Origin of the sequence: Alkaliflexus imshenetskii DSM 15055, from assembly GCF_000517065.1 — a bacterium.
GTDB classification, from domain to species: Bacteria; Bacteroidota; Bacteroidia; order Bacteroidales; family Marinilabiliaceae; genus Alkaliflexus; species Alkaliflexus imshenetskii.
In genome coordinates this window covers 893238-920217 of record NZ_KI912105.1, presented here as the reverse complement: position 1 = coordinate 920217, position 26980 = coordinate 893238, and the positions used below count along the sequence as shown (strand labels likewise).

Annotated in this window: 26 protein-coding genes; 17 read left to right on the top strand and 9 right to left on the bottom strand. The window is 42.4% G+C overall.

The window, feature by feature from the left end; genetic code table 11:
* Positions 1-158: 158 nt before the first annotated feature.
* Genes ALKIM_RS0103850 through ALKIM_RS0103835 form a run of 4 tightly spaced genes read right to left on the bottom strand, consistent with a single transcriptional unit; the run spans position 159 to position 3454 of the window.
* A complete protein-coding gene (locus ALKIM_RS0103850) occupies positions 159-1478 on the bottom strand; it encodes a sensor histidine kinase (protein ID WP_026473497.1) in 1320 nt (439 codons plus the stop codon).
* Between the two features lie 14 nt (positions 1479-1492).
* On the bottom strand, positions 1493-2167 hold the full coding sequence (locus ALKIM_RS0103845) for a response regulator transcription factor (protein WP_026473496.1): 675 nt from the start codon (positions 2165-2167) through the stop codon (positions 1493-1495).
* Between the two features lie 21 nt (positions 2168-2188).
* Entirely contained in the window at positions 2189-3040 is an 852-nt protein-coding gene (locus ALKIM_RS0103840; protein WP_026473495.1) for a hypothetical protein, read from the bottom strand.
* Positions 3041-3070: 30 nt separating this feature from the next.
* A complete protein-coding gene (locus ALKIM_RS0103835; protein WP_026473494.1) occupies positions 3071-3454 on the bottom strand; it encodes a hypothetical protein in 384 nt (127 codons plus the stop codon).
* A gap of 351 nt (positions 3455-3805) precedes the next feature.
* Here ALKIM_RS0103835 and ALKIM_RS0103830 point away from each other — a divergent pair, with 351 nt between their 5' ends.
* Positions 3806-4060, top strand: a complete 255-nt coding sequence (locus tag ALKIM_RS0103830) for a putative signal transducing protein (RefSeq protein WP_026473493.1) — start codon at positions 3806-3808, stop codon at positions 4058-4060.
* A gap of 62 nt (positions 4061-4122) precedes the next feature.
* Here ALKIM_RS0103830 and ALKIM_RS0103825 read toward each other — a convergent pair whose 3' ends face one another.
* The gene (locus ALKIM_RS0103825) at positions 4123-4554 is read right to left on the bottom strand and encodes an Hsp20/alpha crystallin family protein (RefSeq protein ID WP_026473492.1); all 432 of its coding nucleotides are present in this window, start codon (positions 4552-4554) and stop codon (positions 4123-4125) included.
* 386 nt (positions 4555-4940) lie between these two features.
* Between ALKIM_RS0103825 and ALKIM_RS0103820 the strand changes: the two genes are divergently transcribed.
* From ALKIM_RS0103820 to ALKIM_RS0103810, 3 genes are all read left to right on the top strand, one after another.
* Positions 4941-6089, top strand: a complete 1149-nt coding sequence (locus ALKIM_RS0103820) for an FMN-binding protein (protein WP_026473491.1) — start codon at positions 4941-4943, stop codon at positions 6087-6089.
* A gap of 30 nt (positions 6090-6119) precedes the next feature.
* Positions 6120-7397 (top strand): flavin reductase, encoded by a 1278-nt coding sequence (locus ALKIM_RS19515; RefSeq protein ID WP_084555793.1) that lies wholly within the window; start codon positions 6120-6122, stop codon positions 7395-7397.
* A 578-nt stretch (positions 7398-7975) separates the two neighbouring features.
* A complete protein-coding gene (locus ALKIM_RS0103810; protein WP_026473489.1) occupies positions 7976-9523 on the top strand; it encodes a hypothetical protein in 1548 nt (515 codons plus the stop codon).
* A gap of 172 nt (positions 9524-9695) precedes the next feature.
* Here ALKIM_RS0103810 and ALKIM_RS0103805 read toward each other — a convergent pair whose 3' ends face one another.
* On the bottom strand, positions 9696-10274 hold the full coding sequence (locus ALKIM_RS0103805) for a hypothetical protein (RefSeq protein WP_026473488.1): 579 nt from the start codon (positions 10272-10274) through the stop codon (positions 9696-9698).
* A gap of 384 nt (positions 10275-10658) precedes the next feature.
* Between ALKIM_RS0103805 and ALKIM_RS0103800 the strand changes: the two genes are divergently transcribed.
* Positions 10659-11207: a GNAT family N-acetyltransferase gene (locus ALKIM_RS0103800; protein ID WP_026473487.1), complete on the top strand. Its 549-nt coding sequence runs from the start codon at positions 10659-10661 to the stop codon at positions 11205-11207.
* 87 nt (positions 11208-11294) lie between these two features.
* Here the strand turns inward: ALKIM_RS0103800 and ALKIM_RS0103795 are convergent, their stop codons facing one another.
* On the bottom strand, positions 11295-13334 hold the full coding sequence (locus tag ALKIM_RS0103795; protein WP_026473486.1) for a sialate O-acetylesterase: 2040 nt from the start codon (positions 13332-13334) through the stop codon (positions 11295-11297).
* A gap of 576 nt (positions 13335-13910) precedes the next feature.
* Here ALKIM_RS0103795 and ALKIM_RS0103790 point away from each other — a divergent pair.
* Positions 13911-15488: a tetratricopeptide repeat protein gene (locus ALKIM_RS0103790; protein ID WP_026473485.1), complete on the top strand. Its 1578-nt coding sequence runs from the start codon at positions 13911-13913 to the stop codon at positions 15486-15488.
* 9 nt (positions 15489-15497) lie between these two features.
* Entirely contained in the window at positions 15498-16031 is a 534-nt protein-coding gene (locus tag ALKIM_RS0103785; protein WP_026473484.1) for a GNAT family N-acetyltransferase, read from the top strand.
* Here ALKIM_RS0103785 and ALKIM_RS0103780 read toward each other — a convergent pair.
* Positions 16012-16473 carry a type I restriction enzyme HsdR N-terminal domain-containing protein gene (locus ALKIM_RS0103780; RefSeq protein ID WP_026473483.1) on the bottom strand — a complete coding sequence of 154 codons (462 nt, stop codon included), beginning with the start codon at positions 16471-16473 and terminating at the stop codon, positions 16012-16014. The two genes, ALKIM_RS0103785 and ALKIM_RS0103780, sit on opposite strands and share 20 nt — an antisense overlap.
* 141 nt (positions 16474-16614) lie before the next feature.
* Here ALKIM_RS0103780 and ALKIM_RS0103775 point away from each other — a divergent pair, with 141 nt between their 5' ends.
* Genes ALKIM_RS0103775 through ALKIM_RS0103760 form a run of 4 tightly spaced genes read left to right on the top strand, consistent with a single transcriptional unit; the run spans position 16615 to position 19904 of the window.
* Positions 16615-17391: an AMP nucleosidase gene (locus ALKIM_RS0103775; protein ID WP_026473482.1), complete on the top strand. Its 777-nt coding sequence runs from the start codon at positions 16615-16617 to the stop codon at positions 17389-17391.
* Between the two features lie 14 nt (positions 17392-17405).
* Positions 17406-18413: a DNA polymerase III subunit delta gene (gene holA / locus ALKIM_RS0103770; RefSeq protein ID WP_026473481.1), complete on the top strand. Its 1008-nt coding sequence runs from the start codon at positions 17406-17408 to the stop codon at positions 18411-18413.
* 2 nt (positions 18414-18415) lie between these two features.
* Positions 18416-19027, top strand: coding sequence for a rhomboid family intramembrane serine protease (locus tag ALKIM_RS0103765; protein ID WP_026473480.1), 612 nt, complete (start codon positions 18416-18418; stop codon positions 19025-19027).
* A 13-nt stretch (positions 19028-19040) separates the two neighbouring features.
* Positions 19041-19904: an aminotransferase class IV gene (locus ALKIM_RS0103760; RefSeq protein ID WP_026473479.1), complete on the top strand. Its 864-nt coding sequence runs from the start codon at positions 19041-19043 to the stop codon at positions 19902-19904.
* On the opposite strand, the gene ALKIM_RS0103755 is transcribed toward ALKIM_RS0103760, so the two are convergent.
* On the bottom strand, positions 19891-20484 hold the full coding sequence (locus tag ALKIM_RS0103755; protein WP_026473478.1) for a YqgE/AlgH family protein: 594 nt from the start codon (positions 20482-20484) through the stop codon (positions 19891-19893). The genes ALKIM_RS0103760 and ALKIM_RS0103755 overlap by 14 nt on opposite strands.
* Positions 20485-21200: 716 nt before the next feature.
* On the opposite strand from ALKIM_RS0103755, the gene ALKIM_RS0103750 reads away from it, so the two are divergent.
* The 6 genes from ALKIM_RS0103750 (at position 21201) to ALKIM_RS17525 (ending at position 26980) form a co-directional block, all read left to right on the top strand.
* Positions 21201-23285 carry a S9 family peptidase gene (locus ALKIM_RS0103750; protein ID WP_026473477.1) on the top strand — a complete coding sequence of 695 codons (2085 nt, stop codon included), beginning with the start codon at positions 21201-21203 and terminating at the stop codon, positions 23283-23285.
* A 90-nt stretch (positions 23286-23375) separates the two neighbouring features.
* A complete protein-coding gene (locus ALKIM_RS0103745) occupies positions 23376-23855 on the top strand; it encodes a DUF302 domain-containing protein (RefSeq protein WP_026473476.1) in 480 nt (159 codons plus the stop codon).
* A gap of 33 nt (positions 23856-23888) precedes the next feature.
* The gene (locus ALKIM_RS0103740; RefSeq protein ID WP_026473475.1) at positions 23889-24383 is read left to right on the top strand and encodes a VOC family protein; all 495 of its coding nucleotides are present in this window, start codon (positions 23889-23891) and stop codon (positions 24381-24383) included.
* Positions 24384-24506: 123 nt separating this feature from the next.
* A complete protein-coding gene (locus ALKIM_RS0103735; protein ID WP_026473474.1) occupies positions 24507-24920 on the top strand; it encodes a threonyl-tRNA synthetase editing domain-containing protein in 414 nt (137 codons plus the stop codon).
* 233 nt (positions 24921-25153) lie between these two features.
* Complete coding sequence (locus tag ALKIM_RS17530) at positions 25154-25933, top strand: lipopolysaccharide kinase InaA family protein (protein ID WP_044117727.1); 780 nt, start codon at positions 25154-25156, stop codon at positions 25931-25933.
* A 63-nt stretch (positions 25934-25996) separates the two neighbouring features.
* Positions 25997-26980, top strand: a complete 984-nt coding sequence (locus ALKIM_RS17525) for an N-acetylmuramoyl-L-alanine amidase family protein (RefSeq protein ID WP_052345332.1) — start codon at positions 25997-25999, stop codon at positions 26978-26980.

Here is a 26980-nt window from a genome sequence, read left to right as displayed (position 1 = left end):
ATTTCTTTGGGATTGGTAGTAATCCGGCCTTGTCTGTTAAAGTTGACCTGTTGTTGGGCGTTGAGATGCAAGTCGCTGATAATCAAAATCAAGATGGTCGGCAAAACACTTTTCATGACTTGGTTGGTTTAAGGACGAGTCCTTAAAAATAGTTAAAATCATGGGTTTTGCAAAAAAATGAAAGTGAATGATGTGCCTTCACCCGGCATCGACTCCACCTTTATCCGGATGTGGTGATAATCTGCAATGGATTTTGCAATGGCCAGCCCAATGCCACTGCCATCGTCATCGGCATTATTTTTTCGTTTAAAACGCATGAATAGCTGAGGTAACAGTTCCGGGCTTATTCCTTCGCCATTGTCGCGGATGACAACGCAGAAGGCTCTGTTCTCAAAAGTGGTTAAAACGGATACTGAACCATTTTGAGGGGTGTGGCGGATGGCATTGTTTGCAACGTTGAAAAACATGGAAAACAACAAGGTGCGGTTGGCATTTGTGATTTTATGATCCGCCCCTAGAGTTCTCTGGAAATGGATATTTTTTTCTTCGGCGAGGGGTAAAAGTTCGTCAATCATCTCGTCAAGCACTTCTGTAATTTCCACGGTGTCCTGTTTCAGATACTGCCTGCTCTCAATTCGGGCAATGAGCAGGAGTGAGCTGATGAGGGTTTTGAGTCGGTGCAGCGTATCAAGTGCTTCTTGTGTTTTTTCGGCTGTTTCTTCACTGATGTTGTTGTGAGTGAGCAAATTTTCGAGTTTGCTGCGCAGTATCGAAACCGGAGTCATCAGTTCATGTGAAATATCTTGTGTAATCTCCCGCTCTCTGGCAATCAGCTCCTCAGTTTTTGTCATCAGAGCAGAGAGTGTTTCATCGAGCACTTTAAAATCGAAAGTGGATGAGGTAATGGGGGTTTTATTATAATTTGACGGATTGGCTGTTGTTTTTATTTTTTCGATGATGGTGTTTAAAGGTCTCAATAACATGCCTGTGTAGGCCATTTCAAAAATTACTGAAATCAGAAGAAAGAGAATGAGGAAACCAATGGTGATTCTGCGGATATTACTTTCAGTGGTTTTTATGCTTGAGAGACTTTTTCCAATTTCAAGCAGAAACATCTCTCCATCAACCAGAAACGAGTAGTTAAGCACTCTGTAGTCAATTATTTCATTGTCGATGCTGCGTTTTGCGACTTCAATAAAATTCCAGAAATCATCTAAATGGACGGGCTCAATGCTGATAAACTCCTCTTTCAGAATGTTATAACTGCCAAAGACATCATTCTCCTCATTCAACAGAAAGGGTTCTACACCAAGTTCTGATATAATGCTGATTACTGTTTCGCGCTTGTCAATCAGTTCGTTGTCCGTCTGGTAAAGGTTTATGCGCTCAGAAAGCCATGGTGTTGCAATCATAAACAGGATTACAAAACCGAGTTTAAACAGAAGATTGGCCAGTGTGAGTTTATGCCGTAGTTTCATTTGGTACCTTACCTTTAGTATTCTGCCATATATCCCACACCACGCACGGTTTTAAGCCACTCAACCTGTCCATAGCCGGATAGTTTTTTGCGCAGGTTTTTGATGTGTACATCTATAAAATTGCTGTCATACTGGTCATCGAGCAGGTTTCCCCATACATGCTCATAGAGTTGGATGCGTGATAGTGCTTTGTTGCGATTTAGAACCAAATATTGCAGCAGGTCAAACTGTTTGCGGGTAATGTCGGCCTCCTCATTTTTAAAAAGCACTTTGCGACTTCTCAGGTCAATCACAAAATCATCGATTCTAATCTCGTTTGTGCTGATTTTGAATTTACGCCGTGCCACTGCCTGCATCCGTGAGTAGAGCTCGATGAGTGCAAAGGGTTTGGCGAGATAATCATCGGCTCCCATATCCAAACCTTTAACCTTATCATCCACATCGCCACGGGCTGTAATAACGATTATGGCCGCATCGTCCTGCTCTTTGCGAATTTCGTTTATCAAATCAAGTCCGTCATAATCCGGCAGTCCCAAATCGAGCAGAATAAAGTCATACTGGTTCACGGCTATCTGTTCCGAAGCAGATATGCCTGTGTATGCCTTGTCACAAATGATGTTCTCTTTTTGCAGATACTCGGCAATTTCATTGGCCAGACTTTTTTCATCTTCAACAATAAGCGTATTCATAACACGAGACATTAAGTTGTATCAGAAAATTCTGAAATACAAATTGGCGTAAAGCAAAAAGCTGCTTTTCGATGGAAAGTCGGGGTCTTTGTGAATTGGCCTGAAATAGAGCGGTTCAACCTCTAAAGTGGCAGCACCATAGTTTAATGCTACAGGTATCGAAAACTCCAGATCCATCAAACCAAAGGATGACTTGTAGGTTGTTTCCGTTTGCGGCTGCGTAACCGGCATATTCCCCGGTAGTGTGCCGGAATTACCACCTGTTGTGTAAGTGTGGAGTTTGTAGCGATCGCCAAACACAAAATTCACGGTTGGATTAAATGATACGTAAGCCTTTTTATTCATAAAATCCCTTGTGGCAAAGTAGTGTGAGTTTTTCAACTGCAAATAGTGCCCGCCTTTTGAATCCAGAATGGTACTGTATATGGCACGCGTGTAAACCCAATACCAGTCCACACCTCCTGAAACTGAAAGGTAAGCAAAATTGCCAAAATAGTGTTCATGAAGTTTTTCAGAGGTGAAGTAAGCTGACAAGGATGCGCCAGCATCAAAAGTATTGTTGAATATGTGTCTGTACCCTGCCGAGAAGTCGTAAAATGCAATAGCCGGAGTTTTTCCATTGAGATTTATTACAGCTGCTGAGAGTGTCCATTTGCTGTTGTAGCTGTATAGCATGTCGGCCGAGTAGTAGGGTTGATTCTTCGACAATGAATAGCCCGAGTACAACATGTCGCTGCCAAAGCCGGAGCCAACATAGAAACTCTGTTTTTTCCTGGTTTCAACTTCTACATTGGCACTATCGGTTGTTGATGCATTGCCGGACGATACCACAAGCAACAGAGAAACGATATAGATGATTTTTTTAAGGGGCATTCGCGTAAATGTGTTGATTTAGACTCGATATCAGCGTCTTCTGCCGGGACGGTCTGCACCATCCGGTCTGCCTGCTCCCGCAGGTCTTCCTGCGCCTGCCGGACGGCCAGCACCTGCCGGCCGGGTAATTTCCGGACGCGCGCCGCTTCTCTCGCGTTCAACATTTGGGCGGGCACCTTTTATCTCTTTTATCTCTTTCTGTTGCGAAGGTTTTGTTTCGGTCTGTTTATCCTCTTTTTTGTCGATGGATTCGGGGCGGGTATTGCGGTTCGCTGGTTCCGGTTCGTCCTGATTAACAATATCTTCCTTTGGTGTTTTTCTTTCCGGTTCCTGAGCCAAAGCCGGCTGCCCGCATACAGCAATAAGCATCAACGCCGATATAAGAATGGTAGCTTTCATATTTTTTTGATTCATTCAATTACAATTGGAATAAAGCATCTGCCATCTACAAATTTACTTCATAAAAATGAAGATATGATGAAGTGTTTAGGGCCATTACTTTTTGGTGTTTCTAAAATCTGATTAAGTTACATTTTATCATCGATGTTAAAACTGCCAAGTGAGTCAGGATGGGCAAAAGACAATATCAAACATCTAAATGGATTTTTCAGTTTAAAAATTAACAGTTATTAAAGTTGGAAAAGTGATGAAATTTGGCAATATTTAAACATCAAAATGATGGTCTAATATTCAAAATTAAACAGTTATCCGCATTGTTAATCACTTATTTTGATGATTAACAAATGGCAATAAAATTTAATAAACATGAAAGACACGAGAGAGTTAACTCCGGTAATGGTCTTTTCCGGATCGCAATGGGAGGCCGGAATGGTAAAAAGTTTACTGGAAGATGCCGGAATCGAAGTTTATTTGAACGATGAAAACCGTGCTGCCAATATCCCGATGATAATTGATTCGGGAGGCTTTGGAGTAGTAAAAGTAATTGTGTCGAGCAGCGACTTAGGTCTTGCCGCGCTCGTCATCGATGAATATAAGAAGAATCAGAAGAAGGTACATTGATACAACTCGTTATAAAGAAAGCATCGGATGGCACTGTTTTTCTGCCATCCGATGTTTTTTTGTTATTTAATGTCAATTACCCTTATGGGTTTTGGCTTTGCCTCTTCTTTTTTTGGAATGTTGAGGTGTAGAATGCCATTTTCGTAGCGGGCTGCAATTTTATCCGCATCTACCTCGCGGGGAAGTGTGAACGAGCGGCTGAAAGATTGATAACTGAACTCCCTGCGGGTGAATTCACCTTCAACCTTTTTTTCTTCCTTTTTCTCCGATGAAATGGTCAGAATGCTCTGGTTAAGCTCCACTTTAAAGTCATCTTTTGTGAAACCGGGTGCTGCCATTTCTACCACATACGCATCTGCTGTATCCTTTACGTTCACCGAAGGGAGCGTGGTATTAGTAGTAGAGAAATTCCGGTTCGACCAATCAAATACTTCGTTGTCAAAAAAATGGTCGAACAACGATGGAAGCCTGTTTGAAAATCTTGCGAGTGTCATAGCTTGTTCCTCCATTTTTAAGGTTAAACATTCTTTGTAAGGATGGTTTCAAAATCCATTCCATTGCCATAATTGTGTCAAATTGACCGGGTTAGTGCTTTTTTCTGTCGTTTTTTCCGCAGAATTTTCCCAATCAGGCAAATTTTCTGATGAAATGTCAGATGCTGTAATTGTTCCGTATGAACGGGGGTGTATGATGAATCATCGTTTTTTGCAACTTGTTGTTGATGAAAATGTACGTAGTGTTTAATATCCTCATACTGTTAACAAAATGTTATAGCCACACCTCCATAAAGCCTGCGATTGTCTTTTGCATATATTTGCAGCCGGTTTTTGATTTACTTTTAAGTCAATACCAACCATCTCTAAACACTATCGATATAATAATGAAGAAGTTATCCTTTCAAAATGTTATAAACTATTTCACTTTATTGCTTTTGCTAGCGGCAGTGGCCATACGTGGCGGTGCTGAGTTTAAGTGGTTTAAAAGTGAGGATGTGAAAGCGTTTACAATAGCTGACTTTGAAGAGGCTTTTCCACAGGCAACATCGTTTAAAGAGAATAACGACAGAAGTTTCTCCTTTTTTAATGAGGAGGGCGTTTTTTTGGGATACGGTTTGGTGTCCGAGCGTTTTGATGCGCGCTACTCGGGATACTCAGGACATGTGCCAATTGTGATTGCAATGACGGATAAACGTGTAATTACCGGTGTTTATCTTTTGGCGAATAACGAAACCAACGAGTACCTTGAGTACATTCACAAGCAAAACCTTTTGCAAAGCTGGAACCAATTTGTTGTTGGTGAAGAGCTGTTAACCTTAGAAGTGGATGCGGCATCGGGCGCCACACGCAGCAGTACCGCAATTATAAACACATTTAATTTGACTGTGGGTAATTACCTTGATGTGGCTGCAAATATTCAAACTGCGTCTTTCATACGGGTATTGCAATCGGTTCTCACTGGTTTGTTGGTGCTTGTTTCCTTTTTGTTTGTTTTTGGAAGCAGACTCAAAAAATACTACTTCTATTATCTCACAGCTGTGCTTTTATTGTTGGGCATCTGGTTTAAGCAAATGCTCTCGGTGGGAGTGATGCACAATTGGTTGGTTAATGGTTTACCAATGCAAACCAATTATGAACTGGTCCTCATCCTCATCCTGGCAATTGTCATGGGTTTGATGGGATACCGCAAGTATTACTGCAACTATCTGTGTCCAATGGGTGCTCTGCAAATGCTTGTTTCGAAGCTGTCGCCTCTAAAGAAGCGGTCACTAAACATGAGGATTTCGCAAGTTCAATTGAGATTGATTTATCTTACTTTTATATGGGTAGCCTTGATTCTCGGCTTTTCTCTGCCACTGGGGAGCATGGAACCGTTTGTGGCGTTTTCCTTCAATGTGGCCTCAAAGCTAATTCTGCTCTTTGGTGTGTTGATAATCCTTTTGTCCGTTTTCTTTAACCGCCCATGGTGTCAGTTTTGTCCTACCGGCTGTGCACTCGATACCATTGAACCGGTCAAGCCCAGAATAAAATAATCCTCCAAAAAAATATTTAAACTAACCATTATGAAAAATATCCCAGTGTTGCTAAACCTGATACTTGCAGTAGTTATTGTTGTATTGGTTTATCAGATTCAGACGAGAAAGGAGTCTGTACATGTCGAAACCCCATTATATAGTGCTGTTGTAAAGCAGGGAAATATAGATGACAATCAGGCTGGCGACAAGATTTCTGTTGGTGTACGCGGATGGATTATGCCAAAGCCTGCGCTTGTAATTGGCACTTATGGTGAGGATGGTCAGCCAAACATCATGACGGCGGCCTGGGCCGGAATTGTTAATTCGCATCCGTTGAAAATAGGTGTTTCGTTGCGCCCTGCTACACTGTCGTTTGGCAATATTATGGCCACCAAAAGTTTTACCATAAATGTGCCATCTGTAAAATATATGGCTCACATGGATTATGCCGGCAATATATCGGGTAGAGATGGCGATAAATTTGCAGCTTTGGGTCTTACGCCGATAAGAGGTGAGTACGTAAATGCGCCTTATATCAAGGAGTTTCCAATATCTATTGAATTAGAAGTAACCGAAACTATTAATCTGGGTTCGCACGTTCAATTCATAGGCACTGTAATCGATACTAAGATAGACCCTCAGTTTCTTAAAAGCGATGGCAGTGTGGATGTTGAAAAATTGCAGCCCATTAGTTATGAGGGAAATTCATACTACGGTTTTGGGCCGATGCTGGGCAAGCAAAGCGATATTTATAAAGTATTTATGGATGATATGGAACCATCATTTTTACCTGAATTAAGCAAGGCCAACCAAACGCTCGAAACTATTTATAATCGAAAGAGTGTTAGGAATTTTACCGGAGAAAGCGTGTCCAGGCAGCATCTGACTGAGCTTGTTCGCAGTGGCATGGCGGCACCAACGGCGGTGGATAAGCGTCCGTGGGCATTTATTGCCATCGACGACCGGGCTACGCTCGATAATCTGGCCGATGTGTTACCCTACGCCCAAATGCTTAGGCAGACAACCGCTGCAATTGTGGTATGTGGCGACCTTCATAAAGCGCTTCCCGACGATGCACAGGCGTATTGGGTTCAAGATTGTTCGGCTGCAACTCAAAATATCCTTTTAGCAGCCGAGAGCATGGGACTTGGCGCAGTGTGGACCGGCGTTCATCCAATCACTGACCGTGAGGAGCTTGTTAAACAGAAGCTGGGTCTGCCACAACATATTATTCCATTGAATGTCATCGCCATTGGCCATCCCACCGGAATTGATAAACCAAAAGATAAGTGGAATCCGGAATTGCTGCGTTGGAATAGTTGGTGATTTTGTAATGTTTGCACAAACGAGAATAAAAAGAACTGTGTTCGGTATTAAAGTTATATGTATCGTTCCTACGAAACTCCGCAACGCATTATGTTGTGAATAAACCGGATTGAAATCCGGCTTATTCACAATTTTATCGTTCCTCCGGAACTTTTGTTTAGGAGCTTATTCTATAAGGTTGTTTAAGAGCCATAGGCTCGTATTTATATTGTAAGGATGGATTTTAATCCATTTGTGTTCATCAAACTCGTTTATAAAACGCAGTTATGTGTTTCGTTCCTATGGAATTACGAAACGCATTAGGTTGTGAATAAGCCGGATTGAAATCCGCCTTTATAAAATTTATCGTTCCTCCGGAACTTTTCATGCATTATTTTAACGGGGACGATTTTTTTTGTTTTACTTACTCCGATTAGGAGGTCATTTCTCAACTGAAATTTTATCTTTACATACAATTAATTTTAATTAGGTGTAATGCTAGGGTGGATTTTATTAATATGATTTCTATTGTGGCTTTCTGCTTGCTATTAAGGTTGAAATTAAATGTGGATTTTAAGTGAAGTAAATCTTTATTAATTATGAATAGTTTTAGCTTTAACCCATTTTCAGCTAATCGTCTTCCTTTTTTTATCTGTCTGTTTTTGTTTGTTATCTATCTTTATTTCCCAGTGGCAAACAGTTCTTTGGATGCTTTTTATTATGCAGTAAGTATAAAAGATGGAACAAATCTTTTTTTGCATCACCATTTATTTTATAACCTTTTTGGATGGTACTGGGTCAAACTGGCAAATTTATTTGGAGAGTTTGATGTATTGTCTGCTTTAAAAGTAATGAATGCATTTTGTGCATTCCTGGTATTAGTACTGTTGAATGTTTTTCTTTGGCAGCTAAAGGTAAATGTTGCTAACCGTGTTTTTTGGCTTTTGTTTGCAGGGGTGTCTTGGGGTATAATGCGTTATGCAACAGAGAATGAAACTTACATGATGCCCATTGTAGCATCAATGGCGGCCAGTGTTGTTCTGAAGTGGTTTTTTGACACCGGGAAGATTGCTTTTATTTGGCTTGCCGGTTTTTTATCTGCATTTGCTGCATTAATTCATCAAATACATTTTTTCTGGTGGTTTGGACTATTATTTGGAGTATATCTGCATAGAAAATCCATCCGCATTTCATTGTATTATTTTCTTCCGGCCTTAACAGTTCCCTTGATATATGTATTGGTAATGGTTTTTTATTACAATATACCGCTTACCGTTAATGGTTTCATTGAGTTTGTTTTGCACGACTATTATCAATACGAGCAAGTGAATGTTGAATTTGGGGTGATCAACTTCATTTTGACGCCAATAAGTTTTATTCGTACGTTTATTCAAGTTCATGGGTATATTCCAAATCTGTTTGTATTTAACAAATTATTCATGGGATTTGCCTTTTTTGGATTTATATTGATGACTGTTGGGTTTATTCTATTTCTTATTCGATTTCGATTTGCTCAAAAGAGTCTTCTCTCACCCATTGTTTTTACCCATATTCTGGTTTTTGCTTTTCATTTTATTTTTGCATTCATATCCCATGGTAATGCCGAGTTTATGGTTATCCTACCTGTATTGCTGGCCATGATTTTAAGTTCACTCAATATTCAAACCCGTGTAGATGTTTTTTATTTTGCTGTTGGTATGTTTATCTGGAATTTATCAGTTGGAATATTACCATTGAATAAATATCCAAAGGAGAGTGAAGATATGGTTAGTTCTCACATTATAAGTCAGATGAATTGCGAGTTACAACCACTTTATGTGCTGATAGATAAATGGACAGTTAGTGGAAAGGTTCAATATACAACCGGGAATAAATATGAAAATATTGTTTCTGGCACTTATATAGCAGGTAGTGATTCTGTTGCAGTTATGATGAGCATAATGCAAGCTTTAAGTGAGAACCGTAAAGTTTTTACCGATTGTGTTAATCAACCTGCAACTCTGTCTCGTCGCTCTATGGTTTATGGAGCAACTTCATCTTTTTTTGAATCATTTTCTATTAATGTTGTTGATTCAACAGTATCGTTAGCAGGAAAGTATTATCTATCACAATTGAGTTTGCCTGTTTCTAGTTTTTCAGATGAATAATCAGAACCGTGAAAAAAGTTTATTGCGTTGAAATTAAGTTCTCTTATACAATTCAAAAGCATTACATCTGGTATATTTAATGCCTTACTACTTCAACACCCATCGGCGTCAATTAATTTAGCCGATGGGTGTTGTATTTTCTGAGCACCAGTGCATCTGGTAATTCAATTATTTATTGCGAAACCTTCAAATGCATCAAGACCAGGTCGGAGAATGTTGCGTTTTGTATTGTGATTTCGTTTTCACCCAGAATGTCGGTAAAGGTTCCTGAAAATGTTCCGCTCACCAGATAATAGTCATAGTATATACCTAATCCGCCATCACTTTTCACATATTCCGATTTGGTGATGCTGATTTGCGCAGTCCCCCTATCCCAATTAGACTCCATTGGAAATGGCGGGTTCTCCATGTCTGATCCAAGGTGCAATGTGGCATGATCCACGTTTGCCTGACTTCCGGATGGGTTGGTCAGTACAAAGTCATTTACCATATAGTTTAGAAGTGCCATGGTTTGAGTGGCCGGATTATGCGCATTAAATTGGAAAATCCAAGAGTTCTCGGAAGTGCTTATTATATCTACCTCCGGGTTCTCCTCACTATCCTTATTATAGGTAAACTGATGCCCTAAAAGCGTAAAGTTTATCTTTTTATCGGCAGAAGGCACTCCTTCTTCATCGTTCTCAATCTTCTTCTGTCCACATGCAGTGAATAGCATCAATGCAACTAATGTGAATGATAATAGTCTGTTCATGTTTTAAAATTTTATGGTTAGAATTAATTAAACGATTTGATAGTCATTACTCATTATTTATATAGATTATTTTTTACTCAAAATTTCATACAAAAAAAGTGTGATATACATTCTAATTTTTATTATGGTTAAACAATCAATTGTTTTCAATGGTTCAAATCGGTGTCAAAAATTATCATTCAGTTAACTCCTTGCTTTGGATTGCATGATTATCCGGTAACTTGGTATTCAGGCATATCTGTTCTTGGTTCAGAAGCGAATTAGTGTGAGCAACCCAATCACGGTGGCTCTCGGTTTGGCAAGTAAAATTGATGGTATTTTTTTGCAGTCACACACTGTTTTATTGCGGATTAGCATTAATTTCGCATCCTCGTATAAAGAAATATGTACATAGAATTCAGTGACTTTTGTTTGCGAAGCATCAATGGTTTTGATGCGGAATCTTATTTGGCGTTATACAGCCATCCCGAGGTTGCACGTTTTGACGATTATACGCCTATTAGCCGTGAGGATTTGGCTGGGGAAATGAAGCGTATTGAGGGATATCATGACAATAGTGCTTTTCTTGAGCTTGCAGTAGCCTCACGTTATGATAATAAGATGATGGGCGTTATAACGCTTGATAGTAAGCGGAAATATTGTTATTTGGGATACCATTTTCATCCCGATTTTCAGGGTAAGGGCTATGCGGTGCGCTCTGTAATGGGTTTGCTCGAGAATATGGATGAGACCCGACGCCAAACAATGCGGTTGGTGTCACATCCCGAAAACAAAGCATCCATTTCTCTGGCTGAAAAAGTTGGGTTTGTATATGTGGGGCGTCGAAAGTTAAAAGGCGTCCCCGAAGTGGTCTATCGTTTTGATTCGATACAGTGGGCGAGTAGGAGAATGCAAACTTTGAGGTCGATAAGAGTCTCTACTTGCGTTGTTTAATGCCTTGAAGCTAATTGGCAGATTTATATAAACAAAAAGGGGCTGTCGATGTATCATTCGGCAGCCCCTTTGTATTCTTAAAGTGTTTTAGTTTGGTATTTCATTCTCGGTGCTAAAAGATGGTGCAGGCAGGCCGACTTTGTTAAACAAAGATGCAACTGAGCCGTTGCGATAGGCATACCGAGCGCTCACTGGCTGAGCTACTTTTGATGATTTTAATACAATTTTATCCTCCTTTATAACAGCTGTTGCCGGATGAAACACGCCATCGTTCCCAGCTAACTCAAACTGATTGGGAACATCAGCTCGCAGTTCCAATCCACCTGCCACATGACTAAAGCTGATGGTAAGTTCATTGCCGGAGATGGTTACTGCTTCAGGTTCAGGTCCGCTGAATGCTACTGCTCGATTGTATTGTCCAACCAAAGCCCATAAAGCCAATCGCTCACCTACATCTGTCTTGTTGGCGGGGTGAATATTATCCACGTTGCCAATGTCGAGTGTTACAGCCATGCCAGTGTTTGGTATCACCAGCATTCTGCGTTGGGCTTCGCGCAGGTTGGCCGACGCGGTGCCTTCTGCATCACCATAACGCCATGGTGCAATTTGCACATAGTAAAATGGCATTGTTTCATTGTCAAATTGTTTTCTCCAATCTGTTACCAGCATCGATTTTAGTCGCATGTACTGATTGGCGCGGCCAACGTTTGACTCACCCTGATACCATATAGCACCGCGAAGCGTAAATGGCACAAGTGGCGCTATCATTCCATTGAAAAGAGCCGATGGCGTTTGTGACCCTACAATGAGCGTACGTTCTGGTCTTTGGTCAAACTGATTGGTTTCAGGGTCGAAAACGTAGAGGCTTTCGCCATGTATCTCGGCCACTACTTTGTATTGCCACTCACCGGCAAGCGAAATGCTGTTTGAGGGTGTATTTGCCGGATGTATCTTAAGTAAAGCTGCATCACCATATATGCCGCCACCACCACGATTGTCCACCACACGCACGGAAATCACTGCTTTGCCTGCTGTTACAAGGTTCGCAGGCACGGTGTACACCCGGTTTTGTTGATAAAGGCCTTCCTCATCGGTAGAACCCACATGCACGCCGTTAAACCAGGTCGCATCACGGTCGTCAATTGGGCCAAGGCTAAGTGTCAATTCTTGATTTTCCCACTCAGTAGGGATTTCAACCTCTTTGCGAAACCAGATGGCGCCGTCAAAATCACCCAACTCGGTTCTTTCGATAAAAACGGGCAGTTGCATCACCGGCCAGTCTGAGGCGTTCAGAGCACTGTTTAATGCCCAACTGTTAAACAGGTCAATGCCGGTTAGCGGGTCGGTACCATTTTGATGAAGTGTTACATCTATGGTTTTATGTGCTTTAAGCCAGTTGAGGTAAGCTTTTTCTTCGGGCGCATAAGCGTCGAGCTGTTTGATTACCTCCTGAAAATCCTGGTCAATTGCCAGCATTTTTCCGCTTACCCAAGCTTCGGCAGGTGTTCCGCCCCAGCTGCTGTGAATAATTCCAACCGGCACACCGAGTTCTGCATGCAGCTTACGGGCGAAAAAGTAAGCAGTGGCACTGAATTGTGCAGCTGTTTCAGGAGAAGCCACGTCCCATCGGCCTTTTACATCGTCTAACGGCAAGGCGCTGGCTCTTCTTACCACAGTGAACATGCGTATTTCAGGATAATTGGCAGCGGCAATGGTCTCTTCTGAATCCTGAATGGGGTCGTAGGGTAACCATCCGGAAAGCGGCATTTCCATATTCGATTGGCCTGATGCCAGCCATACTTCACCTAAAAGAACGTTTTTAATCTCTATAGCGGTGTTTGAGGCCGATATGGTGAGTGTGTATGGGCCGCCAGCCACCGTTGTTGGCAGCGTAAGTTGCCAGGTGCTGTCGGAATTGGCAACAGCAGTCTCATTGGCTCCCCAGTCGGCCGAAACTGAAATTTTGGCGCCTGGGGTGGCTTTGCCCCAAATGGCTGCATTGCTGTTTTGCTGCAATACCAGATTATCTGAAAAAATTGCCGGAAGTTTAATCTCTGTTGGTTTGGAACAGGCACTCATGGTCAGGAATAGATATACAGTAAACAGACCGTAAATTAATTGTTTCATTGTTTTTTTGGTTAAAATGGAAAGTGAAAGGATTTATATTGGCTTTGTCAGATGCAACCTGACTTGTAAAAGTATGAATTTTTGATTGAACAATGCAGTAGTTTAAACGAAAGTTTGAAACCGTTAGAATCAAATAGAGAATCAACATCGTAAAGCGATTTTAATCTCTATGTCTGCCTTATGGTTCTAGCGGATAGTTGCTGTTCATGGTCGAAACCGACTGCAACCTTTCATTTTTAGTTCAGATTGATGTTTGAATACTATCAAATTACGAATCAATAACAATCTCGGCATTATAACTTGGTGTAAGTTAAAGAATGGATTTGTCATTTTGTGGGTTGCCGGATGCTGCCAAATATTCAGTTTTTTGTCTGTTTTGGAGTCACACAATGGAATCGCCGCCTAATTAGTACTTGACATTAATAAAAGAAATGGGTTGTTTTGTAAAAAATGTTGTCCGTTTATGCATGTCGTGGTTTATCTTTACCTTTAATGGTTTATGAAGGCTTGAATTTTCAATAGCTCAGAACTTTTTATATTTCACAAGAACCACCATAATCAGCAAAAACATATCGTATGCGTTTTTTTACCTTGTTAGCCATTCTAATTGTATTTTTTGCCGATGGCCTGATGGCCGAGAGACGGGTTATTCGTCAGGCTCAGACCCAAATTGCCAACGAGCGATACATTCAGGCCATTGAAACGTTACAACCTCTACTCAGACGCACCCCGGTTGCCGACGAGGTATATCTGCTGCTCGGCACGTCTTATCTTTCAGTTCCGGGGGGCAGTGAGAGCGCACTCATGTATCTCGAAAAGGCTGTTGAGCTCTATCCAATTGAGCGACGACCTTCCCAAAGCGCACTCGAGGCCCGCTTCTATCTGGGTCAGGCATTACATCTTAACTATAGGTTTGAGGATGCAATTAAACTTTTTGATGAGCTTAAGCCATTGATTCCCTCCTCCAGACGACAATTGATTGCGGCTATTGAACGCGAGCGTTTGTATAGTGTCAACGCCATCGAACTTATAAAACATCCTGTAAATTATGAGATTCAGACCTTGGGTCAGGGCATCAACTCGCTCTATGACGAGCACAGCCCGGTAGTTTCGCTGGATGAGTCGTCTATCTTTTTTACATCCAACCGCCCAATTGCAGGTATGAGCAATGATGCCAACCGGTACTTTGAGAATATTTATGTTTCATACTGGCGCGAAGGTGCCTGGACTGCAGCACAGTTGCTGGAGCTTCCTGGCGGCTACCTCGGCAACCGCGCCACAGTGAGCGTGAGTTCCGATGGCCAGACGTTACTCTTTTATCAAAGCGATGGTGCCGTAGGCAATCTTTATATGACACGCTTGCGTTTCGGTGTCTGGACTGAGCCTGAAATTTTACCACCACCCATCACATCTCCATTCAATGAGACTCACGCTTCGTTTTCCATTGACGGTAACTCCATCTGGTTTACGAGCGATCGTCCCGGTGGGTATGGAGGGAAAGACATTTATGTGTCGCATCTTTTACCCGATGGAAACTGGGGTGAACCCATCAATGCAGGGCCAGCAATCAATACATCATTGGATGAAGAGAGTCCATTCTTGCATCCCAATGGCACCACCTTATATTTCTCATCCGAAGGGCACAACTCAATGGGAGGATATGACATTTTTCGCAGTGAGATGAGCGATGATGGCGTTTGGAGTACAGCTCAAAATATTGGTTATCCGATTAACACGCCCGATGATGACCTGTTTTACATGCCAACTCCTGATGGTCAGCGGGTTTACTATGCTTCGAGCCGTCCGGGTGGAATGGGTTTTACCGATTTGTACCTGATAAGTTTTCCGGTTGAAGATGAACGTTCTCTTGCTGTGATGGCCTCTCATATTTATGGCATAGATGAAAAACCTTTGGCAGATGCTGTTGTGCGGGTTTATAATGTGGAGAACAATGAGTCGATGGGTGTATTTCGACCAAATCCTTTAAACGGGAAAGTGGTAGCAGTCCTCCCTTCTGCCCGAAACTACAGGATTGAGGTAGAAGCGGAAGGTTACCGGTCGTATGAGTACGAATTTACCATACCTTTGCGCGATGTGTATGGCACAAGGCAGCGTGCTTTTTACCTGCCAACCATTGTGCTTGTGAAAGAGTAATCGGGCAGTATGATAAAAAATGATAGTGTGGCTCTTAGAGCTTTAGAACCCGGTGATGTAGATATTTTATATCACTGGGAAAATGACATGTCGCTTTGGTATGTGAGTAACACACTCACCCCATTTAGCAAACATCAGCTTGAAAAGTACGTGAAAGCTGCTGCACTTGATATTTATCAGACCAAACAACTTCGCTTGATTGTTGAAGAGATCACTTCGGGAGCTCCGAAGCCAGTAGGATTAATTGACTTATTCGATTTTGATCCGTTTCATCAGCGGGCAGGCATTGGAATTATGATTAATCAAGCCTGGCGGGGACGGGGAATAGCTGCATCGGCTCTCTCTTTGTTTGTTCAGTATGTATTCGAAAATTTGGCACTACACCAGCTTTATTGCAACATATCTTCGCACAATGAGGCCAGTTTAAAGCTTTTTCGTTCAGCAGGGTTTCATCTGATAGGCGTAAAAAAAGAGTGGCTTAAAACCAAGGATGGGAGAGAGGATGAGTGTATGTTTCAGCTGATTAATCCCCGAGGGCGTTAAGAGCAGTGAATTCGGGTAAAGTCGTTTCCATTTGCCATGTGCCCGTTGTTTTGTCAACTCTGATACAGTAATTGTTAATTCCATTTGTAACTACCAGATAGGGTACTTCCAGACTGATGTTATAGCGAGCTGCCTGTGCAATTGTGGTATTATCAACAATTACGCCAGGTGCTTTGCACTCAACAATTACCATTGGCTTAGCCAATCGGTTATAAACCACAATATCCGCTCTCTGCTTCAACCCGTTTACAGTCACATTTTTCTCTATGGCCATTAGGGCAGCAGGATATTTTATGCTCAGTAAAAAATGGATAAAGTGCTGTCTCACCCACTCTTCGGGCGAGAGGGATACGTATTTTTTTCGTATGACATCGAAAATTCTCTTTTTTCCGTTCTCTTCAGTAATTCTAGCATCAAAGGGAGGAAGGCTTAGTGGTTGCATCTTCTACATTTTGGTGCAAATTACGACAAAATCATTAAAATCCGTTATCTTAGTGTGCCGGCTTCATTGGGTGAATTACTGATTCAAGCGCATTCAACTGTTGGCATTGTGTTTTTAGACAGGTATATCAAAGATTTATATATGAAGACAAAACAAGAGATTGTTGAAAACTGGTTGCCACGATACACCGGGCGTCCTTTGGAGCAGTTTACGGATTATATTCTTCTGACCAATTTTACCAATTATGTGGAGATGTTTTCCAAATGGTATGATGCCCCCATTTTGGGTGAAGGCTCAAACATGCCCAGTTGCAGCGCCAATGGTATCACCATCATTAACTTTGGAATGGGAAGCCCTAATGCAGCAACCATAATGGATCTGCTGAGTGCGATAGATCCCAAAGCAGTACTTTTCCTGGGAAAGTGTGGCGGGTTGAAGAACATTAACAAACTAGGTGACTTGATACTGCCGATTGCGGCCATTCGCAGCGATGGTACCTCCGATGATTATCTGCCACCAGAAGTGCCTGCACTTCCGGCATTTAGCTTGCAACGAGCTGTCTCTACCGCCATACGTGATTCCGGTCGCGACTACTACACGGGAACAGTGTTTACCACCAACAAGCGTGTGTGGGAATATGATGAACGTTTCAAAAAGTATCTTGGAAAAACCAGAGCCATGGCCATCGATATGGAAACGGCTACAATTTTTACTGTGGGTTTTGCCAATTCAATTCCAACCGGTGCATTGCTGTTGGTGTCTGATCAGCCAATGATTTCAACAGGTATTAAAACAGCTGAGAGTGACAAACGTGTAACCCGCGATTTTGTGGAAAGTCACATACGCATAGGCGTAAATGCGCTTAAAGAGATCATCAACAACGGAAAATCAGTTCGACACCTGAAGTTTGAGAATTAATATCAAATCCCCGAATGAAGTTTGAAGAGATTATACAGCAGGTAAAGCAGGGGAATTATGCGCCTGTTTATTTTTTACATGGTGAGGAGCCTTTTTTTATCGATAAAATCTCCGAAACCATACAAAAACATGCGTTAAAGGATGATGAAAGGGGGTTTAACGAAACCATACTGTATGGCAAGGATACCGATGTAATCAATCTTATTCACGCTGCACGCCGTTTCCCAATGGGTGCTCCCCGCCAGTTGATTGTTGTTCGTGAAGCCCAACTTCTCGACAAAATAGAGATGTTGGAGAGCTATATAAAGAATCCGCTGGTCTCTACAATTCTGGTTATCAATTATAAGTATAAAACACTAGATGGCCGTTCCAAGGTTTCTGCTGCTCTCAAAGCGCAAAAACAAGCACTGGTTTTTGAGTCTAAGAAGCTTTACGACAATCAGGTGGGTGCCTGGATAGGCTCCTATCTAAAGGAGAAAGGGTTATCCATCGAAGCCAAAGCATCGGTAATGCTCATCGAGTTTTTGGGTTCTGACCTGGAGAAGTTGGTGCAGGCGGTGGAGAAACTCATGATTTCTCTTGGCCCCGGTAATTCCATGATTACCGTCGATAATGTGTCGCGCAACATTGGAATAAGCAAAGAGTATAACCCGTTTGAGTTGCAGAGTGCACTCATACAGAAAGATGTTGCCAAAGCAAACAGAATTGTGAGGGCATTTGCTGCCAACCCAAAGGATTACCCTGTGCCTGCGATTACAGGTGTTTTGTTTAACTACTTCAGTAAGTTGCTGGCATACTATTATCTTACCGACAAAAGTAAAGCAGCAGTGGCTTCGGCTTTAAAAATAAATCCGTTCTTTGTGGGCGATTATCAGACGGGAGCCCGCAACTATTCGGGTGTGAAGGTGGCTGAGGTAATTTCACTTTTGCGCGAGTATGATATGAAGTCTAAGGGGTTTGGTAACGTAAGCGCTTCCAGTGGTGAATTGCTTACTGAGTTGGTATATAAAATTTTACACTGATTATGTCTATTCACATTATTATCATCATTGTTGTTAGCTTATTTAGCATTGCGGCATTTAGCCGTCCGGAATTAATGGCCAAGTTCCAGTTCAACGCATGGCATATCATTCACCGCAAGGAGTATGTGAGATTGTTATCGCACGGATTTCTTCACGGCGATTGGATGCACTTGCTAATCAATATGTTCGTGCTTTACTCTTTTGGGGGCGCCGTTCTGTTTTATTTCAACTACTATTTGCCCGGATTTGATGATTTGCGTTTTTTACTTCTTTTTATTACCGCGTTGCCGGTATCCAGTCTTTATTCACTTATTAAGCATCGAAACAATCATTATTACAATGCTATAGGCGCATCTGGAGCGGTGTCCGCGGTGGTTTTTGCTTCCATCTTTTTTGATCCTTACAATCCGGTGCTGCTTTTTGCCATCATCCCCATACCCGGAATTATTTTCGGTGTCCTTTATTTATGGTATTCAGCTCACATGGCGCGGAAGCAAGCAGACAATATAGGTCACGATGCCCATTTTTTTGGTGCTGTGTATGGTTTCATTTTTCCTTTGTTATATGAGCCAAAATTGATTCACGTGTTTTTGGGGCAGCTGTTTCCTTTTTAATTTTGGCTGAGGGATGAATGCAAAACAATATCTGGTGTATGATGGGGTATTAAGACCGGTAGATGTGCCGCTGTTTAGAAGCACTAACCGGGGCTTTCGTTATGGCGACGCCATTTTTGAAACCATGCGCTACCATAAGGGAAGGCCATTGTTTTGGGATACGCATTACCGCAGACTCATTCAGGGAATGGCTGTGATGCGGTTTTTGATCAAAGGATTTCCTACGGCCGAAGAGTTGTTGCACTCGATTTCGGATTTGGTAGTTAAAAACCGACTGTTTTATGACGTGCGCATCCGTCTTACCGTATTTCGCAAAGGAGAAGGACTTTACACCCCGGAGTCACTTCAGGCATCGTGGCTTATCGAAACCGCACCGATTACCGAAACGGGTTACTCACTCCCTGAGAAGGGTCTTTTAATTGATGTGTATAAGGGCTTCCCGAAACTTCATTCACCACTGTCGCCATTTAAATCGGCAGGTTCTGTGCCTTATGTGTTGGCTGGCATTTTTTGCCGTGAGAATGATTTGGACGACTGCCTGATTGTAAATGGTAACGACAAAATCATTGAGTCATTAAGTTCCAGTTTGTTCTGGATAAAAGCTCAAACCTTATACACCCCGCTGGTGTCAACAGGATGCATCGATGGTGTTATGCGAAAGCAGATAATGGAACTTGCGCCATCGGTAGGGCTAAAGCTGGTTGAAAATCAGGGTGCCTCCCAGCGTGAGTTGATGGAGGCCGATGAAATATTCCTTACCAATGCCATTGGTGGAATACGTTGGGTTTCGGGATTTAGGGGAAGGCGATACTTTTCAAAATATGCGGGCGACTTATACCGCAAGCTGATGGATCAGATTCGCACTAATTATAGGTAGGGTTGGTCGGAAAGTTTGACCATGTTTTGTATATATCGCCCAAATGTTGCATGCTCTCTTTCCAGACTGTAGAGGCATTGGAGCACATAATCTGCTTATCGTCGAGTGAGGATACAATCCATGAGCCCTCTTCAATTTCACTGGCCAGTTGCCCTGGCGACCAGCCTGAATAGCCTGCAAAAAATCTTACCGCGCTCGCATCGGCCTTGCCACTGTTTATTATCTTCTTTACCTGTTCAAAGTCACCGCCCCAATATATGGAGTCGGTAATTTTTATGGCTCCGGGAACCATTTCCCCTAAGGTATGAATGAAATGCAGTGTATTGGAAGAAACAGGGCCTCCAATAAACAGTTCGCCATTAAAATTGAACAGATCGTCGATTACCTCGTCGGGATAGACATCTGTTGCTTTGTTAATGACAAAACCAACGCTTCCCTCATCACCATGTTCGGTGAGTAGAATTACGGAACGGGCAAAATAGGGACCCTGAAGAAAGGGATCGGCTATAAGTATTTTACCCCGTTCCGGATAAATCTTTGGGTAGGTTGCCTGAAAAATGTTTAATTCAATATTTTTCATCCGTAAGTAATTTTTCTGTTTGCCCGAGCGGAACTTGTCGCATCTGTTCTGGTTCCCTCGATTCTGGTTTTAATATGTTATCAGTTTAACGGGAAAGGGTAAATTAAAGGTGTTACACTCTTTTATTGTTGCTTTCTATTTGAAAATTAACAGGTTGATGTGGTTGTCTCCTCCTGTTTTAAAACTTCTTTAAAACTTTAATATAAGAACAAAATCAGGAAAACAAAAGTTTTAACATTTTCTGTCATCTGATATCTTTAGTTTTTATCTCCTGATCTGTTTGAGCTACCTGAAAAAAAAACCTCAATACCGTTTATCTTTACAGTCATCTTTCTTTTATGAATTTACGAGGCTTAAAATTATTTGGCAACCCCAATTTGCTGGTTTTAGTAACTTTTTTTTGTGATTACATCAAAAACTTATACGCATAATTATACCATTCAAGCAGATTTGGTTTGTTTTACATAGCAGAGGAATAGTTTATGCTTCGCGCACATCAAGCAAAACTTAAAGATTAATCAAGGTTGTTGAAGGTAAAAACCTCCCATCTTTTAAACCTCCGATTGGCATCTGATTTTTATCAGTTCACAGTTTTTTTGTTTCAGATTTATAAAGTTTAGGGTTATTTTTATCACCGTAAGAGTCTCGATTACTTTCGGTTTTAACTCTGTAATTGAGAGTAAAGCGTTTGATTATTATCTAATTATAATATCTGTATGAAGGGGAAATTATTTTACGCCGGTTTGTTTTTTGTTTTGATTTTAGCGGCATGCAGTTCCGAAACGGACAAGCGTGGCACTTTTGATACTCGTGGGATGAAGTTATCAGGCGATCGCATTACACCTGAGGTGCTTTGGTCATTCGGACGATTGGGCAATGCCTCATTATCGCCCGACGGTAGTACGCTATTGTATACTGTCTCATATTCTCACATTGAGGAAAACCGCACTTATACCGATGTGTATGTGATGTCGGTGAAGGGCGGAGAGCCTGTTCAGCTCACACATACCTATACAAATGAATCACAGGTGGCTTGGCGTCCCGATGGACAAAAAATTACTTTCCTGAGTTCGGAGTCGGGCACGGTGCAGTTATGGGAAATGAATGCGGATGGAACAGCCCGTCGCAGGATTTCTGAGATCCCGGGAGGTATTACCGGCTATCAGTTTTCGCCCGATATGCAGCATCTGGTTTATTCCAAAAAAGTGAAGCTTGATAAGTCTGTGGTGGATATGTATCCTGACTTGCCGCTTACCAACGCACGTATTGAAGAGGATTTAATGTACCGCCACTGGGATAGCTGGCACGATTACACCTACAGCCATTTGTTTGTGGTGCCGATTGGTAATGATCGGATGATTTCTTCGGGAACAGACATAATGGAGGGAGAGCGTTATAATGCCCCCATGAAACCATTTGGCGGTATGGAACAAGTGACCTGGACGCCGTGCGGGAAAGGACTGGCTTATACCTGCAAGAAACTCACCGGTAGAGATTATGCAGTCTCCACCAATTCTGACATCTATCTGTACGAACTTGAAAGTGGTGAAACGGTAAATCTTACCGAAGGCATGATGGGTTACGATAAAAACCCAAAGTTTTCACCTGATGGCAGCCTAATGCTTTGGGAGAGCATGGCGCGCGATGGTTATGAGGCCGATAAAAACCGTTTGATGGTGATGGATTTAAATACCGGTGTGGTGCGTGATTTTTCCGCCGGATTTGATCACGATGTATCCGGCCCGGTGTGGGACGACAGCGGCGCTTTCATCTGGTTTACATCAAATGTGCATGCCACTGAACAGATTTATTTGCTCGATTTAAACAGCGGTTCTGTCAACAGAATTACTGAGGGTGTTCACAATTTAAGTGGCGTAATGCAGACCGGCGAATCTTTGGTTGCAACACGGGTGAGTATGAGTGCGCCGGCAGATTTGATACGCATCGATATGCGTTCAGGTTCAATGGTAAATCTCACAAACATCAACTCGGGTCTGCTCGAGCAGTTGGAAATGGGGCATGTGGAGGAGCGATGGGTTACCACAACCGATAACAAACAGATGCTGGTGTGGGTAATTTATCCACCCCATTTTGATCCGGCGAAAAAATACCCAGCCATATTATATTGTCAGGGTGGTCCGCAGAGTGGAGTTAGCCAGTTTTGGAGCTATCGATGGAATTTTCAGATGATGGCTGCCAACGATTACATTGTGGTGGCACCAAACCGCAGAGGACTTCCCGGTTTTGGAACGGAGTGGAACGAGCAAATTAGTGGCGATTGGGGTGGTCAGAATCTGAAAGATTACCTAAGCGCCATTGATGCGGTTGCCAAAGAGTCTTTTGTGGATGAAACCCGCATGGGAGCAGTAGGTGCCAGCTATGGCGGTTACTCGGTATATTGGTTGGCTGGTAATCACAATGGCAGATTTAACGCTTTTATTTCCCACTGCGGGGTGTTTAATATGGATATGATGTATGACACCACTGAGGAGATGTTTTTCGTGAATTGGGATTTGGGAGGCCCGTATTGGGAGCGACCCGATAACAGATATGAGTTTTCGCCCCATTCGTTTGTGAAAAATTGGGACACGCCCATTCTGGTTATTCACGGAGCCAAGGATTTCAGAGTGCCAGAGTCGCAGGGAATGGCAGCATTTAATGCCGCGCAAATGCGAAACATCCCCAGCAGGTTTTTATACTTTCCTGAAGAGAACCATTGGGTGCTTTCGGCACAGAACGGTATTTTGTGGCAAAGGGAGTTTGCAGGGTGGCTCAACAGATGGTTGAAACCACAGGAGTAGAGTTGTTTTCAGGGAGATTTATCGTTCATTCAACATTATAGGTGGATGATTGTTAGTTTATTATGCCAGATATATTAAAAATTTACTGCCATGAAAAATAAATTATCAATCCTTATGCTGGTTTTCAGCCTGACTGGAGCCATGTTGATTTCATCTTGCCGACCTGAGAATGCCACCCAGGTATTGGTTGAGCGCGAAAGTCGCTACGATTTTGCTCACACCGTTGAAACACTTAAAAATGCAGCTTTGGAAGCAGGTTGGACGGTTCCCATTGTGCACGATATGCAGGCCAATATGCACCGTGCCGGGGTGGCGGTTTTGCCTGCTACCATTGTTGAGTTGTGTCACTCAGGTTTTGCCGGTGAAATTTTATCATCAGATGTAGACAGATACAATTTGGCCATTTTGCCATGCCGTGTAGCTGTTTTTCAAAAGGCGGATGGTAAAACCTATGTCAGCTGGATGGATTATAGCCGCTTTTCGGCCAATGAGCATGGAATTAGTTTAAATGTATTCAGGGTTGTATCTTCCGAAATGGAGGAGATAGTTGGCAAAGTGGTAAGACCTTAATTTGATCGTATATTAAGGGCTAAATGTTGTTTTATGGAAAATACTGAATACAAAGTTCCATCCAATACACGTATTGGTCATGTGCACCTGAAAGTGTCAGATGTGGAGCGTTCGCTTGGTTTTTACTGTGGTGTGCTTGGTTTTGAGTTGGTTACCCGTTATGGTTCTGATGCGGCATTTGTCTCTGCCGGTGGGTACCATCACCACATTGGGCTCAACACATGGTACAGCAAAGATGGAAAACCAGCCCCTGTCAACAGTACCGGGTTGTTTCATGTCGCCATTTTATATCCTTCGCGAAAAGATCTTGCCGAGATTTATTTGCGCCTTGTTACGGTTGGATATCCTGTATCAGGGGCCTCTGATCACGGGGTGTCAGAGGCGTTATACTTAGAAGATCCGGATGGCAACGGTCTTGAATTGTATTGGGATAAGCCAAGAGCACAGTGGCCTGTGAACGACGATGGTTCCATTAAAATGTACACACGTCCGCTTAATTTCGATGGCTTGTTGGCAGAGGTTCAGTGAGTTTGTTGACGATTTTTACTTAAAAGTGCTCGTTGCCTTATTTGTCTCATACTGATTCATATAAACATGTCTCTGAATTTAAATTTTGAATAATTTCGGTATCGCTATTAAACCACATCCTCTTTGAAAGTACTTTGTTTTTACACCACTTCATTCAGTTATACCATTGGCGAGAAGAACCATGAAGAGGCCATTGACGCCCCATGTCCGGCATCGTTTGCCGAGTGCATTGTGGCTTACATTCAAGTGGAGGAGGCCGATGAGCTTCAGGACGTAAAGAGCCGTGAAAAGAAGCTCAGTAACCATCTGAAATGGGTTGCCCGCAAAAATGGTACTGAGAAAATAGTGCTCCACTCCTTTGCGCATCTCTCGAGTTCCAAAGCTTCGATGCAGTTCACCCGAAGTCTATTCGATGCTGCCCTGGAGCGGTTGCAGAATGGCGGCTATCAAGTGTCAGTAACGCCTTTCGGCTATTTTTTAAATCTTAAGATGGAGGCACCCGGTTTTTCGATGGCTCGAATTTGGGCTGAGCTATAGGTAAATCAGATATTAGAATTTTAGATGATAGATGAGCTCTGAAATTTCTTAATACTGCCGATACTTGAAAGTTTTTGCAATCGCATCAATGAAATAATCTGTCAGTTTTTTGTTTCACTGCGCTTCAGTTGTTGTTTTGGACATTTCGGTTGAATAGTTCTGATAACAGAGTAATGGTTGCTGTATTTTTGTAGCATAATTGTTTGTTGTTCATTAGAATTAACACATGTAACATGCTCAACTATCAGATTAATCCAGCCTACTCATCTTTCGAGGGAATTATAAACAACCTGAGAGTTACATTTCAGGAAATTGGCACTACCATATACAAGATACGCAATGAAGTTAAAGTCATTGAGTACAACGGGATGAAGTTTTGCGTTAAATCATTTGGTCCACCAAATATTTTCAACCTCTTTGCTTACTCTTTTTTCCGCAGCAGCAAGGCTATGCGCAGCTACGAGAATGCACTCCGTCTTGAGCGCATGGGGATACATACTCCGGCTCCGGTAGCGTATGTAGAGTATTACGATAGCAAAGGATTTATGAGCAATAGTTTTTACATTTCACTCTATCTGGAGCATGATTACCGGATGGATGAAGTGCTGCATCAGGATGTGCCGGGTAAAGAGGATATTATTCGTCAGTTTGCACGATATGTTTCCAACACATTGCATTTAAATGGCATTTTACACCTTGATTTTGGCGGTAACAATGTTCTGGTGAATAAAGTTGATGGCCGATACGAATTTTATCTGATAGACTTGAATCGGATGAGGTTTAAAAAGCAGATTGGCATGTCAAAAGGAATTTCAAATCTTAAGCGTTTGCAGGGCAGTCCCATCGAAATGTCTTTACTTGCCAATCACTATGCCATTGCCCGCAATCACAATCCTCTCTACAGCATCATTCGCCTTGGGCTATACAAAGTAAGGCATCAGCAGGTTCGTGATTTTCGTAAAAGTGTATTTGGCCCGTTCAAGCGACTCATAATGACGCGCCAACCCGCATAAGTGCATTTATGCTGTTATAAAGCAAATATTTCTGTTATTTTTGCGCATCAAACCGGTTTTTGTATGCGAGGAGTCACAGTTGTTATTTGCTTTATTATATTTTCTCTATCCGTAGTAGGTCAGCCACTTGAAGAAACCATATCAGTAAAGCCCAATCCGGGCGAAGGCATCTGGTCTTTCTTGCGCAGGCACGACTTAGCACCTCAAGAACATCTGGAACGGTTCAGATTGCTGAACGAAGGTAAGTTTGCCCCCGATGGCGGGCTTTACGTTCATCACCATTATATTATTCCAATTGTATCCACGCGATGGGTTGAACCGTTGTTTGGTAAGGATCATCAGGATTTACGGCTTTTGGATGAAGAGTTGAAAGGAGCCGTTTTTTACCTTGTGAGCGGTCATGGAGGGCCTGATCCGGGAGCCATAGGCAAATATGGAGATCATCTTTTGTATGAGGATGAGTATGCCTATGATATTACTCTCAGGCTGGCAAAAAACCTGATGCAAAAAGGAGCCAAAGTGCATGTTATAGTGCAGGATCCGCACAATGGCATACGCTCAGGAGCCATCTTAACGCCCGATGAAAATGAGCGGGTTATGGGACAAGTGATACCGCTGGACCAGATTCAACGATTAAAGCAGCGCTCCGATGCCATCAACAATCTTTTCAGACAGGAGAACAGTGATTACCAGCGTTGCATCGAAATACATCTGGATAGCAGAAGTCGTACACATCAACTTGATGTGTTTTTCTATTATCATCAGCACAGTCGCTCAGGAAAACAGATGGCTGAAACCCTTCGTAAAACTTTTGAAGAGAACTACCGCCGGCATCAACCCAACAGGGGTTTTTCGGGTACAGTTACGCACCGCAACTTGTATATGCTGCGCAACACGCGACCGGTGGCAGTGTTTGTGGAGCTGGGAAATATCATGAACTTTCGCGATCAACAGCGTTTTGTAGTGGAATCAAACCGCCAGGCACTTGCCAACTGGCTCACGGCAGGCATCGTTGAAGATTATAAAAATCATCAGAATAATAAGTAG